This is a genomic window from Chryseobacterium luteum (assembly GCF_000737785.1).
GTDB classification, from domain to species: Bacteria; Bacteroidota; Bacteroidia; order Flavobacteriales; family Weeksellaceae; genus Chryseobacterium; species Chryseobacterium luteum.
In genome coordinates, this window is the sequence record NZ_JPRO01000009.1 from 31,039 (window position 1) to 46,773 (window position 15,735).

General features: G+C 38.3%; 14 protein-coding genes. 2 read left to right on the top strand and 12 right to left on the bottom strand.

All coding sequences use genetic code 11. The features are described from left to right. Positions 1-2,850, top strand: a complete 2,850-nt coding sequence (locus IX38_RS11495; RefSeq protein WP_034705055.1) for a hypothetical protein — start codon at positions 1-3, stop codon at positions 2,848-2,850. A gap of 9 nt (positions 2,851-2,859) precedes the next feature. Further along, a complete protein-coding gene (locus IX38_RS11500) occupies positions 2,860-3,813 on the top strand; it encodes a hypothetical protein (RefSeq protein ID WP_131368668.1) in 954 nt (317 codons plus the stop codon). A 183-nt stretch (positions 3,814-3,996) separates the two neighbouring features. On the opposite strand, the gene IX38_RS11505 is transcribed toward IX38_RS11500, so the two are convergent. From IX38_RS11505 to IX38_RS11560, 12 genes are all read right to left on the bottom strand, one after another. Then, positions 3,997-4,800 carry a patatin-like phospholipase family protein gene (locus IX38_RS11505; protein ID WP_034705057.1) on the bottom strand — a complete coding sequence of 268 codons (804 nt, stop codon included), beginning with the start codon at positions 4,798-4,800 and terminating at the stop codon, positions 3,997-3,999. 273 nt (positions 4,801-5,073) lie between these two features. Next, on the bottom strand, positions 5,074-6,462 hold the full coding sequence (gene lpdA, locus IX38_RS11510; RefSeq protein WP_034705060.1) for a dihydrolipoyl dehydrogenase: 1,389 nt from the start codon (positions 6,460-6,462) through the stop codon (positions 5,074-5,076). A gap of 197 nt (positions 6,463-6,659) precedes the next feature. Continuing rightward, positions 6,660-6,920 carry a hypothetical protein gene (locus IX38_RS11515; RefSeq protein WP_034705062.1) on the bottom strand — a complete coding sequence of 87 codons (261 nt, stop codon included), beginning with the start codon at positions 6,918-6,920 and terminating at the stop codon, positions 6,660-6,662. A 137-nt stretch (positions 6,921-7,057) separates the two neighbouring features. After that, entirely contained in the window at positions 7,058-9,727 is a 2,670-nt protein-coding gene (locus IX38_RS11520; RefSeq protein WP_034705065.1) for a beta-glucosidase, read from the bottom strand. Continuing rightward, positions 9,727-11,169 (bottom strand): alpha-L-fucosidase, encoded by a 1,443-nt coding sequence (locus IX38_RS11525; protein ID WP_034705066.1) that lies wholly within the window; start codon positions 11,167-11,169, stop codon positions 9,727-9,729. The genes IX38_RS11520 and IX38_RS11525 overlap by 1 nt, the downstream gene beginning before the upstream one ends. Positions 11,170-11,239: 70 nt before the next feature. Then, positions 11,240-11,944 (bottom strand): YqjF family protein, encoded by a 705-nt coding sequence (locus IX38_RS11530; RefSeq protein ID WP_034705067.1) that lies wholly within the window; start codon positions 11,942-11,944, stop codon positions 11,240-11,242. 282 nt (positions 11,945-12,226) lie between these two features. Beyond that, on the bottom strand, positions 12,227-13,009 hold the full coding sequence (locus IX38_RS11535; protein ID WP_034705069.1) for a fatty acid desaturase: 783 nt from the start codon (positions 13,007-13,009) through the stop codon (positions 12,227-12,229). 10 nt (positions 13,010-13,019) lie between these two features. Beyond that, on the bottom strand, positions 13,020-13,829 hold the full coding sequence (locus IX38_RS11540) for a DCC1-like thiol-disulfide oxidoreductase family protein (protein ID WP_034705073.1): 810 nt from the start codon (positions 13,827-13,829) through the stop codon (positions 13,020-13,022). Between the two features lie 11 nt (positions 13,830-13,840). Beyond that, complete coding sequence (locus IX38_RS11545; RefSeq protein WP_131368669.1) at positions 13,841-14,188, bottom strand: hypothetical protein; 348 nt, start codon at positions 14,186-14,188, stop codon at positions 13,841-13,843. Between the two features lie 78 nt (positions 14,189-14,266). Then, positions 14,267-14,668, bottom strand: a complete 402-nt coding sequence (locus tag IX38_RS11550; RefSeq protein WP_051884661.1) for a hypothetical protein — start codon at positions 14,666-14,668, stop codon at positions 14,267-14,269. Positions 14,669-14,675: 7 nt separating this feature from the next. After that, entirely contained in the window at positions 14,676-15,020 is a 345-nt protein-coding gene (locus IX38_RS11555) for a hypothetical protein (protein WP_034705080.1), read from the bottom strand. A 68-nt stretch (positions 15,021-15,088) separates the two neighbouring features. Continuing rightward, complete coding sequence (locus IX38_RS11560; RefSeq protein WP_228377941.1) at positions 15,089-15,604, bottom strand: GbsR/MarR family transcriptional regulator; 516 nt, start codon at positions 15,602-15,604, stop codon at positions 15,089-15,091. Positions 15,605-15,735 lie beyond the last annotated feature (131 nt).

The window sequence follows — 15,735 nt, forward strand, 5'->3', positions numbered from 1 at the left end:
ATGGATAACAAGACACCCTTACACATATACGTTGAATCCAAAACCGGACAGAAATTTCACAAAGATATTGGCTGGCTGGAATTGAAAAAAGCGGAAAGTTTCAACGTTTACATCAAAGAATATAAAGACCGGAAGGATGTTTTGGACCAACAGCTAAAAAAAGATCTGGACAAAGCTAATAATGATTATACAACAAAAAGTAATGCCGTAGAAAAAGAGGCACAGCAAAGCTATGCCTTCCTCTCTCAAAATCATGAAGATTACAAAGCCGGTAAAGTAAAAGAAGAGACTTACGATGCCAACGTGAAAAAACGTGAAGAAGGAATGGCAGCCCGGAAGAAGAAATATACTGAACTCGGCAATGCCCACAACAAAAATATTGAAGGCATCAACAAGCAGTATAAAACTGATCTTAAAGCTATTCAGGACGATTACAAATCGGTCCGCTGGGTACATCAGCTTGTAGGTGACAGACGGCCGGAACTTACCGCAGAAAGCTTTAATGAAGCCATGAAAATGGGTACATCCGCCTTTAATTTTTCCTTTAGCGAATTTTTGGAAGGCGGCGGCGCAGTATATCTTGAACCTTTTTGGGAAGGTACAAAACCTCAGGGAAAATATCCACACGGTATCCTTATTAACGCGAAAGGTCAGCATCCCGATGTTATTACCGCAGAATGGACCGATGCAGACAACCATAAAGTATCAAAAACTTTAAAATTCGGCTCCTCCGTCTATCTGAATATTTACACCGACGCTTTATACGGAAACAATATAAAAGTACAGCTGAAAGATAAAGATAAAGTGATCAGAATTATCACTTTAGGAATGACCGACGCGGATGATAAGCTTTTTGCTGCGGAATATCTCAATAACAATACAGAGGAAAGAACGGAAGAGGATATCTCTAAACAGGAAGAATTTTTTGAGCGGCCTGTTTCTGTACACCAGGAAAAAACAGTTCCTTCTAAAGCTAAAACAGGATATCTTGTTGAAGATGATGGCAATAAACATGACGGTAATGCCACAGGAAAGCCCAATGTACAAAAATCTAAATTTGCGGTATTTATAGATCCTTTATGGCAGACCATGGGCGGAGATTATCTGGAAATTTATCCTGTAGTACACCATAATCGTATTCCCGGTGGAAAAAAAATTCTCCAGGACTGTATTTTAAAAATTGACAGTAATGCGGCAGACGAAATAAAGGTAAATGAGTCCAATTCAAATCAGGTAGTTGTTCTCAGCCAGGTAGAAACCAATCTGCAACACTTTAATCCTTGTGGTTATGATACCATCACTGCCCTTTTAGAGACTACGGAATATCCGATATTTAGAAGAAAAATATCGGAGATTGACAGTGAATTGCTGTTGGAAATCATCTCCAGCGATAAAACAAAGAATCTATTCATTTATCTGCCGGATCTTGATACCAAAGAATGTACTTACAACAATACTATAGAATACCATACAGGTAAAGTAATTTCTCTTAAAGATCCCGAAACACATTATAGGAATCTGAAAAAAAACACTGAAGATATTTCTTTTGATGTAAGTTATCCCAGGCCTACTACACCTCAGCTGATTGATTATGCCTGGTTACCCAATGCCAAGCCCATACGGTATGGACTACAGTTTATTACCTGCCGTTTTCAGCATCCGCTTGTCATAAATGTATATCCTGAATTGGAATACAATTTCAACGCTCATATTGGTGTGGATGAAGATAAATATTTATATGTCATCCAGTCTAAAAATTATAAGAAGAAAAAGTATAAAGCCCAAAAAGGAAGTGATACAAAAGCTGCAAAAAAAGCTTATAACAAACAACAGAAACAGAAATTTACAGATGATGTAAACAACGAAATTACTTCGGAAAATTTTTTGAAAGAATATGAGTTTTCTATAGAGTTTGAAGCAAAATTTGCAGATGAAAAAAGTTTCAGCATCGAAGGGAGCAATACAAAATTAGAAGAAATTCTAGAAAAAGCTGTTTATATTTATAATATCATAGATTCATATGTTGGCGGATCTAAGATGAAAGAAGCTGAAAACAGCCCTGAAAAGAAAAAACAGTTTGATAAAGATAAGGGGACCAGGGAGAAAAAAAGAAAAAGGGATAAATCCACATTACCTCTTCGTTTTGAAGTATCACCACCTAAATTTACAGGAGGAGTCGCATGGAAATTTGCTCAAAGTATAAAACAACCCAATTTGATAGGAGTTGAATACGAGTTCAAACTTGGAGCTCTTCCATTAGTATCTGTAACTGGAAGATTGGATTTGCTTTTTGCCGCTCAGTTTATTCCATACATTAATGGGGTCGTAAAAATACTGGACGGTGCTGTTGCTACTATAAGCCAGGCTGGTGAAATAATGGAATTTTTTGGAGTAGGTAATATGGAGGCCGATTATTATTTTGATTTTGTCACCACAGCAAACCTGAATATAGATTTTGTAAAAGGTGCCAAATACCATACAATAGATGGTTTTTCCGGATCAGAAATAAGCGTATATTCTGAGGTAGAATTAGGGCTCGAAGCTGGTGGCTATCTTAAAGTAGAATTATTTGATCTGGTAGGAGAAGCCTCTATACACGCAGAGACCAAAGCGAAATTTAAATATACATGGACACCGGAACGCCCAAAATATCTTAAATTTGAGTTTGAAGGTATTGAAGCATTGATTTATGCAAAAATTAAAGTCGAAACCAATGGGGGCGATGATACAGAAGAAAACGGGGATGAAATACCTGATATTTCTGTAGAGAAAAAAAATGAGCAGACCAAAAAATTTGACGATGTAGAAATTTTTAAGCCTTTTGAAATTGATATTAAATTGTTTGACTAAACCATTATTATGATGAAAAAGATCGCATTATTATCCTATTTATTTATATGTATTTTTACTATTTCTTGTGGGCAAAACACCACTAAAAATGACCGAGCAAAGACTATGGAAAACTATCAATACAAAACTACTAAACGAACTATTTATGGAATGGATCTTACAGTACCGGGTCCCTATGAAATCTATATCAATGATATTGTAGCACGGAAAGATTACGGAACAGGCATGCACAACACCTTTATAGAAATTAATCCTTATGTGCTGAAAAGTGGAACATACCAATTCACCCTGAAGCTTCTCCCAATGCCGAGTGAAGCTGCCAAAGGCGGAATACAGCCCAGTACCATAGATTTTTTAAAGGTTGCTGTAAGCAGCTACGAAAAAACAGGTACCAAAGAACAGCCCCAGAGTTATGAAAAGATAAAGTTATATCCGATTACAAAAATAAACAAACCTGTTCCTTTTTATGAAGTAAAAGGTGAATTTACAGTTGACTTGCCATATGAACTTGAAGGATGGAGCAATGGACAAGATCTTTCTAAAATGGATAAAGATGAATTGGAAAAAAAAGTTCTTGCTTTTTATGAAAAAATTAAGAACAGTTTAAACAAGGGAAATGTAGAATTGTTTAATCAGTTTAATTCTCAGAGAACAGCGGAAACCTATATTTTTAATTATACACCACCTCAGGAAATAACAAAGATAGAAGATGAAAATATTAATGATCTAAAGAATTGTAAGGACCGAATGGCTCCTATTGAAGATTATAGTTTGAAAATCTATGGTAATGGTAAGTTAGTAAAGTTAGAAAGAAACTTACGTACAGAACTTTATGGGGTCGAAAAAAACATTGCAGGTATGAATGCTTTAATAAGAAAAGGTAAAGTAAAAGGTTATAAAGAATTTCCTACTCTTATTTACCTTCCGGAAGGCAGCAACGACTTCGTAATCATCCGTAAATAAGATCCTTATTTCTCATAAAATATGGAGTCAATATATTAAAAAAGAACAGGACCGAAAAAGAAAGAAGAAATAAACAGGAAAAATAGATTTAAGTTTTTATGCCAGATTTTAAGGAAAACTGTTATTCACAGCCTGATCCGGTCAGCCCAAACCATCCTGAAATTTCAATTTCACATGACCGTCTTATGAGCCAGACTGCCTCAGCTGCGAACGGAAATTGCTTGTTTCATAGCTTTCCTTTGCTGCATTATAGCCGATATCAAACATCTCTTCCAAACGGTCTTTTCTGCGTTCGAAAGTTCCGTATGAAGAAAGCTTTTGTGAAGAAATAAACCAGTCGCAGTAATCGAATTTCCCCTTCTCTATTCTGTAGGAAAGAAGATCATAAGAGCGGGAAACAATAGCTTTAATTGATTTCAAATCTTTGATATCTATGTTGTGGGGAGGAGAAACAAAAACGCCGATCAGCTTATCACATTCATCTCTGATGATATCTGCCGGAAAATTGTTCAGTACCCCGCCGTCGCAGTACATTTCCTCGCCAATGATGTAAGGCGTTGTAACCCCCGGAATAGAGCATGATGCAATGATGGCATCTACCACTTCAAAGTTTTCGTCAAATATTTTCTGGGTTCCGGAAACAAGCTCGGTTGCTACAATTTTCACTTCCTTCTTCAGGTCCCCCAATTTCATATTGTGAAAAATAGGCTTAAGATAATTCCTGAAAATAACAGAAGAAACCAGTCCCGGCTGGTTGAAAGTAAAATGTTTCCAGTTAAAAAAATAAACTGAATTGAAGAATCCCAGGATCTCATCCGGGGTTTTCCCCACTGCGTAAAGACATCCCACAATAGATCCGGCACTGCAGCATGCCAGAACATCAATGTCCATATTCTTTTCGTTCAGGAACTTTAAGACCCCTGCATGTGCGATTCCTTTTGTTCCGCCTCCTGATAAAACCAGGCCTGTTTTTTCAAAACTCCCCATTACTCAAAATTATAAAAACAATTTCTTTTTTCAGCATTAATTTTTATACTAATACCATTCGTACAGTATTAATTTTTTTTAAGTATAATTTGGTAACAACCTGAATAACTTTTGTCCAGTCTTATAATTTTTCATCTAAACAAAAAAACCACAGAAAAAATCTGTGGTTTACTTTATACTTAGAATTTATACTCTGATTTTTCGATATATTCTTCAAAAATCATTGAAAACTCAGCTGATTATATTTGTCAAACTGTTTGGTTACAGTTGATCCTAGATGTGGATTACTTCACCATAAGCTGCTGCTGCTGCTTCCATGATAGCTTCGGAAACTGTTGGGTGAGGGTGGATCGATTTAATGATCTCATGACCTGTAGTTTCCAGTTTTCTCGCAACTACTGCTTCTGCAACCATATCTGTAACGCCTTCCCCGATCATATGGCATCCTAACCACTCACCGTATTTGGCATCAAAAATAACTTTGATGAAACCGTCCGTATTTCCGTTTGCAGTGGCTTTACCACTTGCAGAAAGAGGGAATTTCCCTACTTTGATCTCATAGCCTTTTTCCTTAGCCTGCTTTTCTGTAAGACCTACAGATGCTACTTCAGGGTGGCAGTATGTACATCCCGGGATATTGCCGTAGTCGATTTTCTCAACATGCATTCCTTTGATTTTTTCAACACAGGTAATTCCTTCAGCAGAAGCAACGTGTGCCAGGGCTTGAGTAGGAATGATATCACCGATTGCATAGTAACCCGGAACTGAAGTTTCATACCATTCGTTCACTAAAACCCTTCCCTTATCAGTCTGGATTCCCACTTCTTCCAATCCTATATTTTCAATATTCGCAGCGATACCCACGGCAGAAAGTAAAATATCAGCTTCAAGGGTAATGTTTCCGTTAGCTGTTTTTACAGTAGCTTTTACGCCTTCTCCACTTGTATCAACGCTTTCTACTGATGCATTGGTCATGATCTCGATACCTGTCTTTTTAAGAGATTTTTCCAAATGTTTGGAAATTTCCTCATCCTCTACAGGAACAATATTAGGCATAAATTCTACAACAGTTACCTTAGTTCCCATTGTATTATAGAAATCGGCAAATTCTACCCCGATAGCACCTGAACCTACAACGATCATAGATTTCGGCTGCTCAGGAAGAGACAATGCCTGTCTGTATCCGATTACTTTTTTACCGTCCTGAGGAAGGTTCGGAAGTTCTCTTGAACGCGCTCCTGTTGCAATTATGATGTTCTCTCCTGCATATTCAGTCACTTTACCGTCTTTATCTGTAACAGAAACTTTTTTACCTTTCTGAACCTTAGCTGTACCAAGAATCACATCGATCTTGTTCTTCTTCATAAGGAATTCAATTCCTTTGCTCATTTTGCCGGCCACGCCACGGCTTCTCTGGATCACGTTTGGAAATTCAAAGCTGGCTTCCACTTTATTCAGACCATAGTCTTCAGCATGGTTGATATAATGAAAAACCTGGGCAGACTTCAGTAAAGCTTTCGTAGGAATACATCCCCAGTTCAGGCAGATACCCCCTAAGTTTTCTTTCTCGATAATTGCAGTTTTGAAACCTAATTGTGCTGCTCTGATCGCAGTAACATAACCGCCAGGACCGCTTCCGATGACAATGATATCGTAGTTCATTATTTTAAAAATTTTATGCGAATTTAAGGAAAAATATTGGATGAAGCACGTTTCTGCAAATTCATCTCTAAGGTATTCCTAAGACGGTTCCTATTACTTTAAACAAAAAAGAGAATACAAAAAGCATTCTCTTTAGTTAAAACTCCGCAAACGGATTTTATTGAATTAAACTATTTCCATTGTATTAAAAAATAGCGTTACATTTTTTTAAGCAGCCTTTTCTGGCTTCGGTATTTTTCATTTAAAGCCTTCAGCTGATCTCTCTTCATTTTTTTTGTGGCAAGCGGATGATTCAAAATCAGTTTTTTTTCCTCATTGTACCTTTTGTCCAGCTCATGCGATTTAGTATTGATCAATTCGCTCTTTGAAGGATGTGGCGGAGCAGGAGGATGTTTCTGGGCATTAACATTCATCGATAAGCCTAACAGCAATACTGTGGATATTAAAAACTTTCTCATGATATTTACTTTTTTAAATGATTTTAAACAATCAGTGATGATCAGTTAAATTCATTAGGTTAAAGTAAATATTACATATATCATACCATAGATATTACCTAAGCTGAAATCTTATCCTGCCTTCCTGTAAAATAAGGCTATTCAACATCAATATTCATCTTCAGAGGCAGGTTTTTAGAAGAATTTCCGACCATAATCCGGTAAGTTCCTTTTTCTACGGTCCACTTCATATTTTCGTCTAAAAAGCGGAGTTCTTTCACTGGAATTTCAATGGTGACCTGCCTGGATTCTCCGGGTTTCAAATAGATTTTCCTGAAACCTTTCAATTCAATAACAGGTCTTGAAACCGATGCCAGTAAATCTTTTACATACAACTGAACCACTTCACTTCCCGGTTTTGATCCGGTGTTTTTAACAACAACCTTTGCTGTAATCGTTTCATTTTCCAAATATTTTGTTTTGTTCAGCTTCAGATCAGAGATCTCAAAACTGGTATAGCTCAACCCAAATCCAAAAGGATAAAGAGGCTCCCCACTCAAATCATAATAGTCATTTCCTCTTCCTGTCGGATGGTGATTGTACGTAAGAGGCAGCTGCCCTTCTTCGGCCGGGAACGTAACCGGAAGCTTTCCTGATGGATTTTCTGACCCGAAAAGAATCTTTGCTACGGCATTTCCACCTTCTTCCCCGGGATACCAGACATCCAGAATAGCTCCTACCCGGTCTTTCCAGTGGGTTGTTTTTATCGCAGATCCGCCTACCAGGACTACAGTAACAGGCTTATTTAATTTTGAAACTTCGTGAATGAACTGTTCCTGATTTCCCGGGAGACTCAGTGAAGAACGGTCCTGAAACTCTCCTTCATGAATTCCTGCGGCAATGATTATATAATCTGCCTTCTGTGCAGCTTTTAAAGCATCATCAAAGTCTTTCTGATAATGGTCGATACCATAATTCCAGATCATCTCAATATTCGCCTCTCCCCTGCTTTCACGGAATTCTACCGTAATATCATATTTTTGGTCCTTCACAAAATCTACTGCTGTTGTTTTGGTTGAATAGCCCAGCTTCTCCCATTGGTCAATAAGCAGTTTTCCGTTCAGATACAGTCTAAAACCATCATTTCCGCGCAGTCCCAATTCGTATTTCCCGTTATCCGGAGCCTTTAACTTTCCCGTCCAGCGGATGCTGTAATTGTCAGGCTGCAGTTTTTCAGGATCAGGAGAATAAAGCGTCCATTTGAAATTAATCTGCTCGTCCTGCCTTTCAAAAACCGGACGGTCCGATAAACTTGTGTTGGAAAAATAATCCCCTGCCAATCCTTTTTTAGTTCCGAAAGATAAAAATTCAGCAGGAACCGTCTTGAAATCCTTCAGATTCCAGTTAATTCCTTTCTCATAAAAAATTTCAATATTTTTATTTTCAGTGATTTTTTTAATTCCCTCCAGGATACTTACTTTATGATTCCCCGGCCCGGAATACCCGCCTAATCTTGCATCAGCAGCATCTGTCCCTATAACGGCTATTTTCCTGACCTCCGGAGAGACCGGTAATGTCCGGTTATTATTCTGCAGCAGAACAAAAGACTCCACGGCCGCTTTTTCAGCCAGTCCTTTATGGTCAATCTTTTTTAATTCTTTTATTTCCTGATCAGACACATAGGGATTTTCAAAAAGTCCCAGCTCAAATTTCGCTCTAAGAACTCTCGCCACGGCATCATCGATCCGGCTTTGTGGAATTCTTCCATCCAGAAACGGAGGAATGAATAGCTGATAATGTTTGTATTCTGTCTGGAATATCACATCCAGGCCCGCATTAATGGCCTGCGCCGAGGCATCAGCATAATCTTTTGCAGTAAAATGCAGCACATTTGCCCCTCCTACTGCACTGGCATCGCTGATGACAAAGCCCCGGAAGTTCCATTCCTGTTTCAGCTTTTCTGTGAGCAGCCAGTGGTTGGCCGTTGAAGGTCTTCCGTCAAGCAGGTTATAAGAAGTCATCACGGATCTGCTTTTTCCTGCTGTAAACGCTTTATGAAAAGGAATGAGGTGTGTTTCTTCCAGGTATCTTCTGCTCCAGTGAATGGGATATGAATCTCTTCCGCCTTCTCCTACGTTGGCCAGAAAATGTTTCGGAGTGGTAATGATTCCCATATCTTCGAATGATCTCACAAACCCGGTTCCCATTACAGATGTTAAAAAAGGATCTTCGCCATAGGTTTCTTCTGTGCGTCCCCACCTGACATCACTGGCCAGGTTGACGACAGGCGTGAGGATCTGCCGGATCCCTCTCAGCCTGGATTCTTTGGCTATTGCAGAGGATACTTCTCTCATCAGGTCCGGATTAAAGGAGGCTGATAAACCGATAGCCTGCGGAAAAGCGGTTGCACCTTCGCGCATTAGCCCGTGTAAGGCTTCATCAAATGGAATAACCGGAATTCCCAATCTGGATTCTTCCATGAAATATTTTTGGATGGCATTGATCTTTTTTGCCAGTTTTTCAGCGTCCTCTCCGGCATTATATTTCAGCATCTGTCCGGCTGCACCGCCACCCTGGTTTCCGGCACTTACCTGAAATCCGAAAATTCCGTGTTTGTACTGGTCTTTGGGAATGTTGTCAAGGTCTCCCGGAATCATAAAACACTGCCAGAACTTTTCTTCCGGAGTCATTCTTTTCAGCAGGTCCTGAACCCTGGCTTCAACAGGCTGTTCTGGATCCTTATACACAGGTTTTCCTTTCTGCGCATGCATACAGGCAGAGCTTAATGACAATGTAATAACCGTCAGTTTAATAAAATTCAGCTTCATTAGTTCGTCATTTGAATTACTGTGGCAAACTTCAGTTTTGTTCTTTCTTCAGGAAGTTGTATTTCCATTGTATTTCCGACCTGTTTCCACTGTATTTTTGAGGCAAGTCCGAGAACTTTCAGTGTTTTGGGTCTAAAGTTTTCAGGAAGTAGAAAAGTGAGGAAAGACGGGGTTTCATAATCTGTTTTATCGTCAATATGAAATACGTTTAGGGTTTTACCATCTTTAGCCTGGGTATAATAAAAATCCCCATAGTGATAGGGCACTGCACTTCTGGTGGCAAATACAGCCGACTGATTTTTCTCCATCCAGCCGGAGATTTCGTTTAATCTCTGATAAACTACGGCATCATAGTCGCCATTGGGCCCCGGAGCTATATTCATCAGGTAATTTCCACCTCTTGAAATAATCTTTATGAGGGTTTCTATGATCTTTTGTGAGGATTTATAGTGATCATTGGGAACATAGGAAAAAGAGTCTCCCATGGTGATACAGCTTTCCCAGGGAACAGAAAGTGCATGTTCGGGAACGGCCTGTTCAGGGGTGACATAATTCTCCCACTTTCCGGGCACGGTACGGTCTACGACAATGATTCCCGGCTGATTTTTTCTGGCCATGGTGCCTATTTTGTCCATATCGATATCCTGCTCTACTTTAATGGTCCTCTGCCATTCTACAGAGGGATCAATGGTGCGGAAAGGGCGTACCCAGCCTCCATCCAGCCACAGAATATCTATTTTTCCGTAATTGGAAGTGATCTCATTCAGTTGGTTGAAGGTCAGTTTTTTGAAATTTTCCCAACGTTCCGGATATTTTTTCGGATCATAGTTTACGTTTCTGTCTTTTGGCGGGAAATACGGCCACCAGTAGTTTTCAGAATGCCAGTCGGGTTTTGAAAAGTATGCCCCGATCCTGAAACCATTTTTTCTGAAGGTGTTAAAGATTTCTTTGGTAACGTCTGCTTTGGGATTTTTTGAAAAAGGTGTTTTCGCGGAGGTAATTTTATAGTCGGATTCTTTGGTATCAAACATGGCAAAGCCGTCATGGTGCTTTGTTGTGAAAACCACATACTTCATCCCTGCTTTTTTTACGGCTTCTGCCCATTTCTGAGGATTAAAATCTACCGGGTTGAAGGTTGTCTGAAGATTCTCGTAATTCTTTACATATTCACTGTAAGATTTTCCGTGTTCAGGCTTTCTCTGTGTCCAGGATTCATCTTCGGGACAAAGGCTCCAGCTTTCTACAATTCCCCATTGGCTGTAAGTTCCCCAATGCATGAACAGTCCGAATTTGAGATCCTGCCACTGTTCAAGGTTCTGAACAACAAGCGGATCATCCGGTTTTTGATAACCTGCAGAGACATTATGCGCCTGTGAAAAGAAGGCAGAAGATATCAGAAAAGTTGACAGGAAAAGGGTTTTCGGTTTCTGTTTAAGGAGCATAAAGGATTAGTTTTTGCTAATTTAATCATCCTTTTTTTAATCGGCAAACCTTAATTTCCAGGGAGATCAGTCACATCGTATATTTCTTTGTTTTTACTTCAATTCCGGAGCCTTCCGCCAGCATTACAGAAACAGGTTTCTGACCGTTCAGGAATGCAAATTCTTTTCCATAAAGGGCATTAAATTCAATATCAAACTGGTACTCTTTAATATGATAGTAGTCCCATTTGGGGTGGCAGACTTCATATTCCGAGGTTCTATTTTCTCTTTTGGTAAACCCGAAATAATGTTCTGTAATAAATTCAAATTCTGAACCGTTTTCCATTGGCTGCGCATCGTTTCCGGCTGTAATCTGTAGAGAATGCCAGCTTTTGTCTTTCCAGGAGTATTTAACCGTCAGTTCGTCACCATTCACCCGGATTTCGTTGTTCATGGGCATTGTTTTATAATTTTCTCTATAAAATAAGTTGGCCACAAAGCTGAGCGCATATTTGGGAACGATCTCTTTGATGAAAACCACCCCTCTTTTCCAGAGATCTTTCTCTTTCTTTTTAACGTAAAACCTAAGATTTACCTCTTCAAAATTCCGGTGAAAAGGAATTGAAAAACCCAGCAGCCTGGTATTTAAAAACATAAATCCTACAAGGCTTACATAGCATTTTCCGTGGTAGAAATCGATCTCGGTGCCTTCGGGGAGGTATTTCATTAAGATTTCAGGGTTTATTTCGTAGTTTATTATTGCTAATTTTCGCCATTCGGCTTTCAGGAAGTTCATTTTTGTGTTTTTTGAGGTTGGAGATTGGGATCGGATTTCCCAGTTATGTGGTAATGGAATATGGGTTGATTGATTCTGCAGTTTTCTTAATTAATTCGTTTCTGTCAAGTAAGAAGCTTCTCATATAGTTTTTAAGGAAAATATGATTAAAAAATCTTCCTGCTATTCCAAACGGAGACTCAAATTCAAAGATATCGATCATGAGCCAGATCAAAAACTTTATATAAATCTGCTTTGACAGGGGTTTCTAAATAAATTGTAGCCATTTTTTAAGTTTCAATTTTAAAAGGTCTGCTTTTTGTCCAGTTCCAGCAATACATTATCAATTCTTTCTGCAAGTTCGGGCAGTTTAATTGTGGGTACAGCAGGAAAAAGGTGATGCTCCATATGATAAAACATGCTGAATGTAAGTTTATTTTTCCATGATCCCCGCTGTGTTCTTGCGATACCAGGATTTTCATTGGTATCGTGATGAACAGTCCATACCGCAAAGAATGCCATTAAAAATTCTCCGGAAAACATGATCAGCATATGATAGATAAGGAAATGAATCTGGAAATAGAACACTGTAAAAGCAAAAGCAGCAATCGAAATGATTTCTATAAGCATATTCCTTTTATACTGTCGGTTGGCTTTTTTAAACGTGATCCAATGAATCAGGAACATATGTTTCGGGCCATACAGAATAGCTTCATACCATTTCATGGAGGCAGATTTTCCTTCGTAATCGTCTTCTGAAAGACAGAATTTGTGATGCCTGATATGGTTGAATTTCACGGCATGAATAGATGCCATCATCAAAATACTGTTCAGATAAAGGGACAGCCAGGTAAGAAATTTTCCGGTTCCCAAAGCATTGTGAAAACCATTATGCACCTGTCTGAGCGCCGTAAGAAAAAAGAATCCTGAAAATGGAAGTGCCAGCCAGTAATATTCATAATATGCCAGCAGCACTGAAATAAAAAACCATGGGAGGCTGATATTGTTTTCAATCAGCATTTCTTTAGCAGAAAGGGTTCTGAGGTCTTTCCATTCTACTTTTCTGATGAGTTCAAGTGGGTTCATTTTTCAGTTTTTAAAGAGTGAGCCAAATAATAAATGCCAAAGCTGTTATTCCGAAGAGGATCCATGAGATAGCAGGAAGATAGTTCAATTTCAGGAGTCTGCATCGTCTCAAATGTTCCAGAAACATAATCAATACCACAATTCCAAAATAAATGATATAAAAAAGAGGTGTGAGATTGGTCAGTAAAACCGGAATTAAGAGCAGTGTCCCGATCATGGAAACCGTCATCATATTTCCGAGATAATCCCAGATTTTATCTTTTAAATAAGCTCTCAGAAATACGGTCTGCCAAAGGAGCAGTCCAATGCAGAGAGCTAATTCTCTCATGAAATTATAATTCAGATTAAATCCCAGTTTTCCGGAAAATACACTCAGGATATACGCTGAAAAGATGACTACAAAGCTTATATAGGCTACCCTGTATTTAAGATTAAAATCCGGAATGCAGGCCTGTTCAGTGTGATTTGCTGACGGAATGATCTGTTTACGGTTATAAGAAACCAATGAATACAGTTTTCTGAAAAACCAGTACAGAGGTTTTATCCTTGCAATTGTCTCCAGCAAAGGAAAGGAATTTCCAATGATGAGAAGAAGGCTGTCCAATCCGTACACCACTTCGTTTCTGTTGTGATCTATCAATGCAATCTCGTTCTTCGCGCGGCTGAAATCTATGATGGATTTATTATCTGCAGATATTTCTGTAAAAGCTTCTCTTCCGTTCTCATCAAGCATTCCGCATTTTGTAAAACCTTTAGAATAGATATTGCACATAGGACATTCATTGTCGTAAATCAGGGTATGATTTTGTAAGGTTTTCATCTGTAATTATTTTAAAAACTGATATATTCTGAATCATGAAAAACATATATAATAGCCATTATCAGGCTGTAAAAAAGAGATAGCATCAAAATAGATCCGAAAAAATCAGTAACATCATGATTATGCTTAAAAAGGAAAATCATCAGCAAAGAAATCCAAACAGGTATTATAAAAATTCCGTAAATGATATATCCTACTGTTTTTTTATTTTTCTGAAATACTCTTATTATGAAACTTATCAACTGTGGAATTCCTACTATAAAATAGAAAAAAAGAATTCCTTCTGAAACAGCTGCTAGAACTCCTGCGGCCAGGAACAATAACTGAATATAAAAGTCATATTTCGTAAATGTTTTCATGATCATTCATTTTAAAAGGTCAGGAAATCCCCTCGGGTTCTTTTGTTTGAGGATCTGAAGGTGATATACATCCAGATCTTAAAGATGAGTGTTTTCATTTTCGATGAGTTTTTCTTTGTTCATAGCATGTTTACGGCCTTTCAGGAACAGGAGGAGGTTAAGAAGCATCATCAGTCCCAGATAGATGGAAAAGCCTCCGATCTTTTTGCTTAAAGCGACAACCAACCTTTCTACGGTTTCAATCTGAAAAAATTCAATGATGCATAAAGCAAAACCGATATTCAGGAGATAAAAACCGATTTTGAAGAGAGAATTTGTTGCCATTGCAATATCTTCTTTCTGGTGAAAAATATCGATCATGAATGTTTTTGAGTTTTTGAACAGAAACTGTGATACCAATACGGTAAGAGTGATTACAATTGGCAGATAGATCATGTACGCTGAGAAATTGTACGTCGTGGTTAAAACTGTTGCGATCATAGCTGTATTATTTTAGGGTTAATTTGTTTCTTAAAAAGTAAAGGCTAAAAATGTTCATATAATGTAATACACAAAGGATCAGAGCAATATATCCGATACGGGCGGCAGTAACAGCCATCATTTCTTCTGTCGAGCTGACGCGGTCCCAAAATGCAAGGTTAACGGCAATATATCCCAGGTTCAGAAGGTAGTAGCATCCGAGAAGTATCCTGTTGATGGTAAGACACATCTCGCTGTCATGAATAAGATACTCGAGATAAGACTTCCCGGCCCGGAAGCATCTCCTTCCCACATCTATGGTGATGTAAGAGCTCACCGTAAGGAATATGATGTATGAGATTATATTAAACATCTTATAATTATTATATTTTCAGTAATTTTTGAAAATTAAATTCAAATAAAAAAGGATTCAATCCTTTTCTACTTTAGCAGGTTGGTAATTTTGCCTACCAGCCAGTGATCATCACTTTTGATCGCCAGATCCATAATGTTATTGATTTTTCCTGTTACAGAACTGAAATCATCCATAAGCTTTATAAATTCTTTTGCTTCCTGAGAATCGTTGTCTTCTATGTTCTTCAGTTCTTCCAGGAAAGAAATTACAGGTTCTATTTCCCTCTTTCTTCTTTCTTTCGTGATTTGCTTAAACAGATACCAAATGTCTTTTTCCGCTACGAAATACTCTTTCCTGTCTCCTTTTACAAATTCTTTTTTTACAATGCCCCAGTCTATCAAGGCACGGAGATTCATATTGGCATTTCCTCTTGAAATTTCAAGCTGCTCCATCACCTCATCTGTAGAAAGCGGTTTCCCATTGGCCAGAAGCAGGGCATGAACCTGTGCCATCGTACGGTTGATCCCCCAATTGGTGGCGAAGGTTCCCCATGTCTGGATGTACTTTTCTTTTGCTTCCGAAAGCTTCATTTGTTCTTGCATTTTTTATTTCTGTAACAAATGTAATTATATTTTTTGAATTTTCAATAATATTTGAAAGTTAAATTTTATTTTTAAAGATATTGATAAACTATGTCCTGTCCCGGGTTAAAATTAGCACTTCATGACTGGCT

Excerpts from the sequence above, each read along its gene's own strand:
- IX38_RS11495 (WP_034705055.1), top strand. The coding sequence starts at position 1 with ATGGATAACAAGACACCCTTACACATATACGTTGAATCCAAAACCGGA.
- IX38_RS11500 (WP_131368668.1), top strand. The coding sequence starts at position 2,860 with ATGATGAAAAAGATCGCATTATTATCCTATTTATTTATATGTATTTTT.
- IX38_RS11505 (WP_034705057.1), bottom strand. The coding sequence starts at position 4,800 with ATGGGGAGTTTTGAAAAAACAGGCCTGGTTTTATCAGGAGGCGGAACA.
- lpdA (WP_034705060.1), bottom strand. The coding sequence starts at position 6,462 with ATGAACTACGATATCATTGTCATCGGAAGCGGTCCTGGCGGTTATGTT.
- IX38_RS11515 (WP_034705062.1), bottom strand. The coding sequence starts at position 6,920 with ATGAGAAAGTTTTTAATATCCACAGTATTGCTGTTAGGCTTATCGATG.
- IX38_RS11520 (WP_034705065.1), bottom strand. The coding sequence starts at position 9,727 with ATGAAGCTGAATTTTATTAAACTGACGGTTATTACATTGTCATTAAGC.
- IX38_RS11525 (WP_034705066.1), bottom strand. The coding sequence starts at position 11,169 with ATGCTCCTTAAACAGAAACCGAAAACCCTTTTCCTGTCAACTTTTCTG.
- IX38_RS11530 (WP_034705067.1), bottom strand. The coding sequence starts at position 11,944 with ATGAACTTCCTGAAAGCCGAATGGCGAAAATTAGCAATAATAAACTAC.
- IX38_RS11535 (WP_034705069.1), bottom strand. The coding sequence starts at position 13,009 with ATGAACCCACTTGAACTCATCAGAAAAGTAGAATGGAAAGACCTCAGA.
- IX38_RS11540 (WP_034705073.1), bottom strand. The coding sequence starts at position 13,829 with ATGAAAACCTTACAAAATCATACCCTGATTTACGACAATGAATGTCCT.
- IX38_RS11545 (WP_131368669.1), bottom strand. The coding sequence starts at position 14,188 with ATGAAAACATTTACGAAATATGACTTTTATATTCAGTTATTGTTCCTG.
- IX38_RS11550 (WP_051884661.1), bottom strand. The coding sequence starts at position 14,668 with ATGATCGCAACAGTTTTAACCACGACGTACAATTTCTCAGCGTACATG.
- IX38_RS11555 (WP_034705080.1), bottom strand. The coding sequence starts at position 15,020 with ATGTTTAATATAATCTCATACATCATATTCCTTACGGTGAGCTCTTAC.
- IX38_RS11560 (WP_228377941.1), bottom strand. The coding sequence starts at position 15,604 with ATGCAAGAACAAATGAAGCTTTCGGAAGCAAAAGAAAAGTACATCCAG.